This window comes from Streptomyces sp. L2 (assembly GCF_004124325.1).
GTDB lineage: Bacteria > Actinomycetota > Actinomycetes > Streptomycetales > Streptomycetaceae > Streptomyces.
The window spans coordinates 106,400-117,988 of the sequence record NZ_QBDT01000002.1 but is presented as its reverse complement, the minus strand read 5'-3'; the positions used below and the strand labels follow the sequence as shown (position 1 = coordinate 117,988).

The following is an 11,589-nucleotide window of genomic DNA, read 5'->3' as shown; positions in this document are numbered from 1 at the left end:
TCAGGCACCGGTGACTTACCGGCCGGCCAATATCAGCAGGCTGTGGTCTGCCTAGCTTCAGACACTGCGAGCCGAAGCCTGCTCCACTACCGCGCGAGCGAGTTGCCCGAGCCGAGCAGGGTCCCGGTCCATGGCCTTCGCAGCCAGGAACCTGAGGAGATCGAAGAAGATGTCATCGGATTCGATCTTGACGTCGAGGAGCATCGCCAGAGTGCCGGGCTCCTCATAGGGCACCTTGCGGACGCGGAGGCCGGCTGCTTCATCCTCGTCTTCGTGAGGTGTGGGTGGCTCCGTCCGAGGCTCAGGTACCGGCTGCTGCGTCGAGGGACCCGCAGCTCGCGCCGATTGATCGCGCTTGGGGGCTACATCTGCTTTGCCAGTCTCCATTACGCCGTAATAGCCGTCTGGCCCTGGCGTCTGTCCGCGTCCTCCCGCGGTGGTGGCCTCACCTGCTTGCCTGCTCGTCGGCTCGACGCTCGACTCGCGGTCTCCTATTACGCCGTAATAGCCCGTGGGCTCCTCCGACTGCGCCTGGGCCGGGACCTCGCTTTGAGGCGCCGCCTTCCGACTGCGCTTCTCTTCTTCCTTCCTGGCCCGCTCCCCCTTCAACTGATCGAGGGCCGCCTCTTGCTCTGCGGCGGGCTTGTTGGCGACAGCACGCAACAGATCGATGGGCTCTTCACCGATCAGGGCTTGCAGTTGGGGCGTGAGATTCAGCAGGGCGAGGCGCTGTGATACCCAACCCTGTGATCGGTGAAGTCGCTTGGCCAGCGCGCTCTGACTGCCATGGATGGCAACGAGACGCTGCAGGGCCCTGGCTTCGTCGAGTTCCGGAAGGTCCTGGCGATGGATGTTGGCGACGAGGGCGGACTCCAGGAGTTCCTCGGAGTTGGCGCCCTGATCGTCACTCACCATGACCTTGACCGTGTCGATGTGCGCTTCCCGGGCAGCGGCGAGACGGCTGCTGCCGTCGATCACGACGTGGGTGGTGTCGGGTTCGAGATCTGCTTCGCGGTCAGGGTTGGCCTTGGCGTAGGCGTCGCGATTCATCACCGTGATCGCTTGCTTCTGCCCGTGAGTCTTCAGGCTGCCCGCGAGGTCGGTGAGGTCGCCGAGCGTGGAGCGAGGGTTGTCCGGGTTCAGGCTGATGCGGTGGGCGGGCAGTTCGGTTGGCGGAGACACGCCATCGGTGGGTACTCCGGTGGCGGCGGCCACGGCCTGGCGACGCGCGCTGACCGGACGCACTCCCCCGCCGAAGCGGCCGGCTCCCAGCTGGTCGGCCTTGCTCATGCGATCTCCCTGGCCATTGCGCGCATACCGATCGCCTGCTGCGATTTGGGTGCGTAGGACAGCAGCGGCCGCTTCATGCGGACGGCTTCCTTCTGTTCTTTGAGGTCACCGATGAGCCCGACGACCCGAGGATCCTTTATATCGACCCATCCCTGAAGTGAGGAGGTAGCGATGAAGCCGCGGCGGGAGTCGTAGAGGTTGACGACAATGCCGAGGTACTCGATGTCCACCCCGAGGTCGCTGCGCAGGTCATCGATCTGCGTGGTGAGCAGCTCGTACGCGTCGGCGGAGCTGTCCTCGGCCTGCACCACGATCAGAGCACCGGATTGGCCGGGCTGTTCACTTTCCCGGCGCCGACCGTAGTACGCGGCGGCATCCATGCTGAGGCCGAGACTGGGGGGGCAGTCGACCACGATGACGTCATAGTCGGGCTCGAGTGGAGCGAGCGCACGCTCCAGTGCCGCTTCCCTGGCTCGCACGGCGGACAGTCGGACGTCGAGGAGAAAGGCGTCGTTGCAGGCGGGCAGGAGATGCAGGCGGCCGTCGAAGGGCTCCTCGTCGATGGACACGATGAGGTCGCGAAGATCCCCCTTGGGATCACCAGCCATGTGGTTGGTGAGACTGTCACCGTTCATCGGCAACGGCGCGGCGCCGAGCTGGTTGGTGAGGTGGCACTGAGGGTCGAAGTCGACGAGCAGAACTCGGAGCCCCAGACCAGGCAGGTTCTCGATGTCGAGCGGGTTGTCCTGGGCGGGTTCGACATCTGAGTGGACGTCGCTTGCGCGGACGGCCTCGGTGAGTGCTCTGGCTACCCGAACCGCGTATAGGGAGTTGGTGTCCTCAGCGAGTGCTTCACCCAGTCCTGCTGTGATCGCGGTCTTGCCCACACCGCCCTTCTGATTGCAGACGATGATGCGGCGGGTGATCTCTGGCCGTGCGACGTCCGGAGCAGGGTTCGAGTCGAGCCACAGTTGGACAGATTGGGCCAGGCCCTGCGTCAGCGAGACCCGGCGGTCGGTGGCGACTTCGCGGAACTGGTCCCACTGACCGGGCGGCAGGAAGGTCGCGAAGGAATCGGCCCCTGAGGTTTCCACCGTCGTGGGGGCTGAGGCGAGGCCGCACCAGGCCTTGATGCCCTGCTCGACGGCGGTCTGGATCTCGACGCCGCGCTGTGCGGCTCTGATCTTGAGGTCTTGCCGGAGCCATCCCGGCAGCTTGGAGACGACCTTTTCGCGGTCGTTGGAGGTGGCTGGCGAACTCATGGGAGACACCTTACTAACGTTCACTCTCCTTGGAAGCACCGACACGTTAGCTAGTTCAGGTGAGCATCGCGTCGTGAGTCGGCGTCAGGAGCCTATTACGCCGTAATAGCCCACCGTGGGTCGTTGAGGCGATCGCCGCTATTACGCCGTAATAGAGCACGACGGCCATGGGGTGCTTGAGGCGTTGCCACTGAGGGCGGGGGAGTGAAGCGAACACCGCCCGGTCCTGTGAGGACATCCCGCTTGCGTGGTGTCGAGCCGGGACAAGTCACCCCGGCCGCTCAGAGCGCCGGCCGTACCCGTGAGGCACTGATCAGTGTGGCCGCGGCGGCGTAAGCGAGGCGGGCCTCGTTGGTCTGTGCCACAGGCCGTCCACTCGCTCGTTCAATCCTCGCCAGGACGCGGACCAGGGCTTCCACGTACCTTTCCAGGCTGACGATCTGGGTGGGGGTCTGGCAGTCAGGAAGAACGGCCGCAATCTGATCGAGCCAGAAGGTGACGTCCTCGTCGTCATCCAGGTCAGCCCGCTGGTCGAGGAGGCGTTGTGCGACCGGCGCCAGCAGCGCATGGTGGCGCGCGGCTTCCTGTTGCGCTCGCTGCTCCGCGGCGGCCTTGGCGGCCGCTCGCCGCTCGGCTTCGAGAACGGCCTCCGGCGTGCGGCGTACCGGCCGATCACCACGCTCTGGATCCGTGAGCGTGGTGGCTTGCAGGCGCTTCGCCTTGTTGTAGGCCGCACTGGGTGTATTGACGGCAAGGGCATCAGCAAGGGCAGACCACTCCACGTGCGCTGCCCGGGCGTCCTCGATGGCCCGGACCTGATGGATGTCCGCCTGCTCGCGGAGGTACTCCCACAACTTCACCCGCGTCAGCGCGGCCTCACGGCGTGCCGCACCGCTCTTCAGGGCACCGGCGTGGGCTTCCAGAAACAGCAGAGCCTGGAAGAGTTCTTCATCTGCCGGCATCCGGCTGACGTTCTCGTCCTCCGTGTCTTCGTGGAGTTGACGCACGGTGCCCAAGAGCGCTGCCGTATCCAGTCTGCCGATCCGGACAGGGGGCTTGAGTAGCGGCCTCGCGGGCTTGGCCGGTTTCCTGGTCGATCGTGGCATGCCTCTGAGTCTGCCGGTCGATTCACATTCTGTGAATCGGTGGCGTGGTGAGCCCCTGTCGCTCTGTCACATTCCACCCACTCACCACGATTCGCCTGGTGAAGGGGAGGGGCGGGTGGGTCCTCACACCTCAGGTGGAGAGGGCAGAGCGCTCCGCGACGGTGGTACGTGGGTCGGCGTGCGGCCGTCAAGGGGTCACGGCCGCACGCCTCGCGGTCGTCACTGTGACTAGCGCGTGCCGAGGGTGTAGTGCCGTGCGACCTGAGCAGGTGCCAGGGCACGCGGGTATACGGCCACTTCGTCGATCTTGCCCTTGAAGTACCAGCTCTCGGGGCGCCTGGGCCAGGCCGGTACGTGCTCGGGCCCGTTCCCGCCCTTCGGCTGGTCGCCGCCGACCTGCCAGTAGCCGCGGTACTTCTGGCTGGTGGTCAGGGACTGGTTGTGCGCCCGAAGCTTTCCGTCCACGTACAGGCGCATGCCGTCCGGCCCTTGCGTGGCGACGACATGGTGCCACGCCCCGTTGTTGAAGCCCGGGCCGGTGGCGATGACGTGCTGGGAGCCGCTGATGACCCCGAAGACCAGTCGGCCGTCATTGGTCATGTAGATGTGTTTGTCGCGGCGGCTGCCGGGCCGCTCGTTTCCATTGCCGAAGCCGACAAGCTTGCCCCCCGCCTTCGTGGTCGTGTTGAACCAGGCTTCCAGTGTGTACGAGGCCGGCGCATACGCGGCGCGGTCGCTGTAGGTGTATTCGTCCGCACCGCCGTACCCGACGGCAGCGTGTGAGCCCGCTACGGCACCAGGGGCTACCCCGCGGGCGGGGCCGCCGCGGTGATTGCCGCCGTTGTTGGTTCCGGAGGTGTCCGCGGCGAAGGTCCCTCCGGTTTCCTCGAACCGCCAGTACAGGAGGGGCCGGTCGGCCACGACTTGTTGTGCGTACCGGTTGGATGCCGTGGCAGCGGTCACCTTGACAGGGGTGGAGGAGGCGCTGGTGTTGGTGCCGTCGCTGGCGGTGACCCGGTAGGTGTAGGTCGATCCAGGGGAGACGTGGGTGTCAGTGAAGGTCAGCTGGGGACGTCTCCAGAAGATGGAGGAGCCGGTGACCGTGTGGATCGGCTTGTCCGATCCGTCGCGGTACACACGGTAGGTCAACCGCCTGTCGTCCGGGTCGAGACTGGCCTGCCAGCGCACATCGATCCGGCCGCGCGTGGTGCTGGATCCGTTGACCTGCGGCACTGACGGTGCCCCCGTGTCGGGGCCGCTCGCAAACCGGGTCAGCCCCTGCTGCGGCAGGCCGTTGACCTTGGTGAACTCTCCCCCTGCCCACAGGTAGTCTCTGCCGTTCGCCGTCGCGGTGGTCAGTACCCGGGGCCCGATGTGCTCACCGAGCCCATCGTTGGTGTCGGGGTACCAGCCCAGCAGAGCGGGTCCGTTCACTGACTGCGCGAGCAGATGCTGGCGCGTCCTGTTCGGAAAGGCTCCTGCGCAACTGTGCGTGTGCGACCCGGAGTAGAGCACTCCCTTGAAGACGGTGACCGCCTGAGTCGCGCCCAGGCAGGTGTCACGCCAGCGCTGGTTGAAGTCGGACAGACGGAAGGCGATCCGCCCCTCCAGTGGATTGCCTTCCTGCGCCGTGTAGAAGCCGGTGCTGTCGGTCGCGATGTCCTTGACCACCGTCGGAGCGGGAAAGAAGCCGAGGGGATACCGTTTGGTGAGGCTGCCGGTCGCACTGCTGACGACGGCGAGGGCATGCGAGTCGGCCCCGTTCAGGTGGAAGAAGTCACCACCAAGGAGAACGTCCCTGCCGTTCGGGGTTACCTCGACGGCGCGGCCCACCTCATCGGCGTTCGCCTTCCATGAACGAAGAGCCCCAGCCTCGGTCACCGAGGCGAAGTAGCGGCGGGGCCGACCCGCGACGGAAGTGAAGTCGCCGCCGAGATAGACGTTGCCACCAGCCGTGGCCAGAGCCCGCACGGTGGCGTTGACGGCGACCTTGAAGTTGTTCCTCGGGGCGCAGGTGGCGAGGTCGATGGCCGCCACATTGCTTACCTTGACACCGTTGACCGCCCCGAAGCGGCCGCCCGCGTACAGCGTCTTGTGGTCCGGTGACACCGCCAGGGCCCGCACCGTCGCCAGGCCGGATCCCACCGTGAACGACAGGGTGCAGGAGGTTGGCTCACCTGTCGCCGCGTTCAGTGCGACAAAGTTCATCGCGGGCCGCTCATCGCTGCCAGCCGGTGCGTCCGGCGGCCTTATCGCGGAGAACGTACCGCCTGCGAAGATCACCCCGCCCGCCTCGGCCATCGACCACACAATGCCGTTGGTCTGCCAGGTCGGCAGCGCATCCGCCGTCACGGCGAGTCCTGGGGTGAGCGCCGTGGCCGGCGGCGCCATTCCTACGGCCACCAAGGAGGCGGTCATCGCCGTCAGTGCTGTCGTACGGAGCCCTATCGAGGGTAATCGCATGCAGGTCAGCTCCCTTTGTCTTCCTGCCGGTTGATCCAGGAGATGGTAGGACAGCGCACCTACCCGATCACTGCCAGGTGCCTCCGCGGCAACGAACTCGCGCACAGTTCGGTGGGCCCCCGGCGCAATGCCGGGGGCCCACCGAACTGTGCGCTGCCAACGCCCGCAGACGTGGGAGACGGTCAGTTGTCGTCGTCGTCGAGAAGGAACCCTCGTCTCCCCGGGGACGCATGCCCCATCGCCGAGGGCCCCTGCACCACGGCCTGGTGCATTGAAGGGGGCATCTGTTGGCCGCCGTAGGATGAAGGGCTCGTTCCGGCCGGTGGCATGGGCGGAGCCGGGGCCGCCGGGGGAAGGGGCATTGGGGGAGAGGTGGTCACAGCGTCGTCGGCCTGCGACGTTTCCAGGTGGCGCAGCTGGGATTCCAGGTACGACTTCAGACGTGAGCGGTACTCGCGCTCGAAGCCGCGCAGGTCCTCGACCTTGCGCTCCAGCGTGGCGCGGGCGGACTCGAGGGAGCCGATCGCGGCACGGTGCTTCTCCCGCGCGTCCCGTTCGAGCGCATCCGCCCTGGCACGAGCGTCACGCTCCAGACCCTCGGCGCGGCCGCGGGCCTCGCCAACGATCCTGTTGGCCTCGGAGCGGGCCTCGGCGATCGCCTGGTCGGCCGTCTGCTGGGCCAGTGAGAGGACACGGGCGGCGCTGTCGCCGCCGGGGCCCTGGCCTGGGCCGCCCATCGGACCGCCAAAGGGCCCTTGGCCGTGCGGGCCGCCCTGACCACCGGGGACAACGGCTGCCGACGGGATGCCGCTCGGCAACTCGGACGCCAGCCCGACAGGACCCAGCGCGCTGGGTCCGTGGGGGTCGGGCTGCTGCTTCGGCTCGGGAGGCTTGGCCTCGTCCGGCTGTTTCTGCGCGGCGGGAGGGGTGGCAGCAGCCAGCTTGGCACGCAGTTCCTTGTTCTCGCGTACAAGGCGGGTCAGTTCGGCTTCGACCTTGTCGAGGAAGGCGTCGACCTCGTCCTCGTCATAGCCTTCTCGGAGACGGACGGTCGTGAACTGCTTGTTCCGTACGTCCTCGGGGGATAACGGCATCTCCTCACCCCAACGTTGTCATCGGCGGTCGGCAAGACCACACCGCGGCCGTCATCTCACCGAGCCCAGCGGGAGAGGAGATGAGGGACGGGCGGTGATCATCAGAACGAAGAAGCAGGTCCTGCGCCACGCCCCCGAGACGCAGCGGCGGGACTTACCCGCCATAGAAGCTTCAGAGGTAGATCGCTGACGGTGCCCGAGGTGGTTGAGTCCCGCTTTCGGACTCTCTAATCCGGCGACGTTCTTGGCATCTGAGTCACTTCCCGGATGTGGGTGGGCGTGGTTGCGCAGCGATCTGGCACACGATAGATCGCTACAAAAGTAATATAAATCCCTTTAGGTCCGATCTGTCCAGCGAGAGGCTCTTCGAGCTGCCGTCAGGCGTCTCGCGGGCCCGGCCGGGCGCCTCTTCCCCGGGCCCGGCCCTTCTCCCGGCAGCAGGTCACTGACCAGAGGGCGGAAGTGTGGGGCGCCGGTCGGAGGGGGACGCGCTCTGACGTCGGTGGTCTGCCCGGAGCCTGTTGAGGTAGGCCTCTTGGAGGCGTACGAACGAGTCGTACGCGCGGTGCCCGATCGGGCACAGTCCATGGGGCGAGCAGGACGGGCAGGTGTCGCCGTGCATACCGTGGACAGCCGCGGCCCTGAGATAGCGTCTGTAGAGGCTGTCAGCCATGGAACCGCCGGTTGTCGTCAGACAATTTGTTTATACGGCGGAGCTCCTCCTCCAGACGTCGCTTGTCGGCGTTCGCCATGCCGTCCCCCTTCTCTCCCCCTCGCGACGATGGCGGGCGGAGCGGTACTTCGAGGCCCCCCGCCCCCTCTTGGTCACCCGTGGCAGCCGACTCCGCGTGTTCGGTCCCCGTTCTCCCTGACACGTCCTCAGCGCTCACCGCCGACAGCATCGTGCCTTCTCTGCCGCCCCCCTCAGGCAAGCAGGTCTCGCTGCCCGCGCAGGTCAGCTGTCTTGAGTTCTCCCCGCGGCACATCGCGTTGTCGCGCCCATCCATCAGCGCCCCTCCCCTCGGCGATACCTTCGCGAACCAGGCGCCCGAAGCCCCCCAAGACTTCGAACGCCCCGTCTCTCCCTTCAGAGGGCTGAGCCCAGGGGATCCCCACCGCGTTGCGATTCAGCGCCGGATACCTCGGCGAGTGTGCGTGGAGGAGGAGAGCCGTAGGAGCGCTTCCGAAACATCCGAACCTCCTTGCGAGTGGAGCAGTGAGAAGCCGATGCGGCCTTTCTGCTCGCCAGGCTGTGCCGGTTGCATCCGGCAGGGCCGCGTTGGGAAGACGCAACACGGCTCTTCGAACTGGTGGCAACGCGCGAATTCATACAGGCGCGTAAGAGTTCGCCGGCCCCCAGACGGCGAAGAGATGCAGCGCTCTTCAGTGAAGCGCGATGACAGCAGAAGCTAACTCGCACTTCCAGTGCTAGTCAACGGGTATGAAAATTTCTCTTGCAATCTGGCATGATCACTTCAGATATGAGAGTGTGCGCGTGACGACTTTCAGGAGGACCAGTGACAGGCGGATACGCGCTGATCGTGCGTTTCACCACCCGCGACGCCGACGCTGCCGCCCGCTTCGACGCCCTCGTGGAGCACGCACTGGAGGACATCCGCAAGGAGCAGGGAACCCTTGTCTACGTCAGCCACGTGCCTGAAGACGACCCCTTGGTGCGCGTCTTCTATGAGCTGTACGCGGACGAAGCCGCGTTCCAGGCGCACGAGTCCCAGCCTCATATCCGCGAGATGTTGAGGGAACGAGAACAGTACCTGCTGTCCACGGAGGTGACGTTCCTGGGAGAGCGGGCTGGCAAGCGCCCGGCCGCACAGGAGGCACCATGAAGCCCACCGGCAAGGAAGTCGATCCAAAGGATCGCGCCTTCGGCCGGCATGTGAAGCGGCTGAGGAAGGAACGTGGTCTGACGCAGCAGCGGCTTGCGGCAGCACTCCACCGGACTTCGAGCTGGATGTCCCAGGTCGAGCGAGGGGTGCAGCCCATCGAGCGGATTGATGTGCTGCAGCAGCTCGCGGCGGCGCTCGGCGTGTCCGTGCGTCAACTCCGGCCAGGAGCGCCGCTGCCGGCTTCCGTCACCCGGGCCGAGACGGACCGGGAAGCGTCCGACGACCTCGAAGGGCTGCGGCGGCTCCTCTCCGGGCACCCAGCGGCAAGCACGGTCTTCGAAGTCACCACGTCCGGGCACAGCCGGTCCTTGTCACAGCTGGCCACCGAGGTGGACAACGTCGAGACGCTGACCCTCGGGGGCCAACTAGCCCCCGTGAGCGGGTTGTTGACGCGTCTCTTGCCCGACCTGGAGCAGCTGGTACGGGTGGTGGAAGCGGACGATCGCGACTCCGCGTACCTGCTGCTCGCCCGGGCCTATCAGGCACTCGCCGCAACTTTGGTCCGGCAGGATGAGGCGGACGCCGCCTGGGTGGCCGCCGATCGAGCTGTCTGGGCCGCTGAGAAATCGAGCGACCCGTTGCACGTCTGCGTCGGCGTCCTGCGAATGGTGGAGGCATTCGTGCGCGTAGAGCGTCTGGGTCAGGCGGAGCATGCCGCGCAGACGGCGATCGACGCGCTCATCGTGCTCGACCAGAAGAACGAACTACCGCTGCGGGGCATCTCCGTACTCGGGTCCCTGCATCTGGCACTCGCTCGGGCGTACGCCCGGTGTCCACAACGGTCGAAAGCCCACGAGCACATCACGAGAGCCCGAACGCTCGCGGACCGGGTCGGCTGGGAGCGGAACGACTTCAACCTCGCGTTCGGACCGGCCAGCGTCACGATCCAGGCGGTCTCCGTCGCCCTTGACCTCGGCGACGCCGGTGAAGCCCTCGATCTGGGAGGCAAGGTGGACGTGACCTCCTTGCCTCCCGAGCAGCAGGGAAGACTGCTGATGTATCTGGGGCGAGCCCACGCCCAGCGCCGCCACACCGAGGAAGCGTTGAGCTGCATGCTCCGCGCCGACGAACTGGTGCCGGAAATGATGCGCAGGGATGTGGGGGCCCGGGAAGCGATCCGGGAACTCGTCCTCATCAACGGGCCCGGTGCGCCGCCGGACCTCATGGCACTCGCGACAAGGGTGGACGCGCTCCCTTAGATGGGTGAGGACAGGACTGGACCGGCGGCGGTGCTGTGCGGACACACGTGTTCTGAGGCAGCCCGGTACATCGCGAGCTTCATGGCTTTGGGGGTGGTCAGGGTGCCTTTTTCGTCAGGCGGGACGAGCCAGCGCAGGTTTCCCCAGCGGCAGTGCGGCGGCGGGACGGTGATCCATCCTCCGCGGGTGACATGGCGGGCGCCATAGCCGACCGATGTGGTGTCGGGGACGGGAGGCAGGAAGAACCCGGTTTCGCCCCTCCTGCTGTCCAGCAGGACAGGGCCGGAGCCGACTTCGGGCATCTCATGGAGCATGTCGGCCGCACGCAGGCCCAGGCACGCGGGGACGACCACAACGTGCCAGAAGCGGCCGGCCGTCAGGAGATGGACATCCAGGCGGCCACGCTGCCAGTCGCGCTCGCAGACTCGGGGATTCTCCGCTGCGGCAGCAAGCCATCGGATCGCCTTCGACCTGGAGGACAGTGTCATCGAGAACCTCCCGTGACGCGGGCCGCGTTGGCCCGTCAGACCATCGGTTACGCAACCACCCTGGCCAGACGGCTTGATGCAGGGAAGGGAAGCGGAACACGCTGCTTGATGTCTCAGCGCATTCAAGGGGCGGAAGTCGCCGGACGCGCGCCCCTCGCCGGTCAGAGGTGCCCGCGCTCGTTTGTGGTCGCCGTACATCCCAGCGCGGATGGAGAATGGCGCGCGCCGCGGCGAGCCTGCGGGCACTCAGGCGTACAGGCCTCCATGGAGCAGCCCACCGAGCAGAGGTTGTTGTCCGGGCCATCGTCCACATCACCAGCGTGGTTGATGGTTCGGCAAGACACGATCACCAGGTCGGGCTCGGGCGGTTCGATGATGTCGTGGATGGTGGGGGCCTGCCTCGCCAAACCAGCTGCGAGGCCTATGGCCAGGCCGATGCAGACCACGACGAACAGTGACCCGGACGAGACAACGCGAACCAGGATGGCATCAGTGGCGCATAAGAGGAAACAAGCCAAGACCAGTGGCACGCGGTACCACCACGGGTTTCTTAAGCGTTCTCTTCGCTCACGACGGTTGGCCATCGCGGAGTATCGCAGGTGAACTTTGCCCATGGCCGCCAAGGTCAGGCCCTCTCCGCCGTCTGAGAACGGGCGTTGTGGGACGGCTCGCCGGTCACTTCGCGTTGCTGGATTCACGTCACGGGGTGATCATGCTCCCGGCCCAGTCAAGATCATAGTCGAAGATCAATAGAGAACTGTTGGACGATCACCCTTTCGGATG

At 66.3% G+C, this 11,589-nt stretch carries 9 protein-coding genes; 2 read left to right on the top strand and 7 right to left on the bottom strand.

Annotated elements, in window-relative coordinates; translation table 11 throughout:
* Window positions 1-57: 57 nt before the first annotated feature.
* The 5 genes from DBP14_RS35210 to DBP14_RS35190 form a co-directional block, all read right to left on the bottom strand.
* Complete coding sequence (locus tag DBP14_RS35210) at window positions 58-1,290, bottom strand: ParB/RepB/Spo0J family partition protein (RefSeq protein ID WP_129312304.1); 1,233 nt, start codon at window positions 1,288-1,290, stop codon at window positions 58-60.
* Window positions 1,287-2,552: a ParA family protein gene (locus DBP14_RS35205; RefSeq protein ID WP_129312303.1), complete on the bottom strand. Its 1,266-nt coding sequence runs from the start codon at window positions 2,550-2,552 to the stop codon at window positions 1,287-1,289. The genes DBP14_RS35210 and DBP14_RS35205 overlap by 4 nt, the downstream gene beginning before the upstream one ends.
* Before the next feature lie 281 nt (window positions 2,553-2,833).
* The gene (locus DBP14_RS35200; RefSeq protein ID WP_241741410.1) at window positions 2,834-3,559 is read right to left on the bottom strand and encodes a hypothetical protein; all 726 of its coding nucleotides are present in this window, start codon (window positions 3,557-3,559) and stop codon (window positions 2,834-2,836) included.
* Between the two features lie 327 nt (window positions 3,560-3,886).
* A complete protein-coding gene (locus tag DBP14_RS35195; protein ID WP_347239687.1) occupies window positions 3,887-6,010 on the bottom strand; it encodes a LamG-like jellyroll fold domain-containing protein in 2,124 nt (707 codons plus the stop codon).
* Window positions 6,011-6,303: 293 nt separating this feature from the next.
* Window positions 6,304-7,215, bottom strand: coding sequence for a DivIVA domain-containing protein (locus DBP14_RS35190; RefSeq protein WP_129312302.1), 912 nt, complete (start codon window positions 7,213-7,215; stop codon window positions 6,304-6,306).
* Window positions 7,216-8,732: 1,517 nt separating this feature from the next.
* Between DBP14_RS35190 and DBP14_RS35180 the strand changes: the two genes are divergently transcribed.
* On the top strand, window positions 8,733-9,059 hold the full coding sequence (locus DBP14_RS35180; RefSeq protein WP_129312300.1) for an antibiotic biosynthesis monooxygenase: 327 nt from the start codon (window positions 8,733-8,735) through the stop codon (window positions 9,057-9,059).
* Window positions 9,056-10,318, top strand: coding sequence for a helix-turn-helix transcriptional regulator (locus tag DBP14_RS35175; protein WP_129312299.1), 1,263 nt, complete (start codon window positions 9,056-9,058; stop codon window positions 10,316-10,318). Before DBP14_RS35180 ends, DBP14_RS35175 begins: the two co-directional genes overlap by 4 nt.
* Here DBP14_RS35175 and DBP14_RS35170 read toward each other — a convergent pair.
* Window positions 10,315-10,806, bottom strand: coding sequence for a hypothetical protein (locus DBP14_RS35170; protein WP_241741380.1), 492 nt, complete (start codon window positions 10,804-10,806; stop codon window positions 10,315-10,317). The two genes, DBP14_RS35175 and DBP14_RS35170, sit on opposite strands and share 4 nt — an antisense overlap.
* Before the next feature lie 161 nt (window positions 10,807-10,967).
* The gene (locus DBP14_RS35165) at window positions 10,968-11,420 is read right to left on the bottom strand and encodes a hypothetical protein (RefSeq protein ID WP_129312298.1); all 453 of its coding nucleotides are present in this window, start codon (window positions 11,418-11,420) and stop codon (window positions 10,968-10,970) included.
* Window positions 11,421-11,589: the final 169 nt, after the last annotated feature.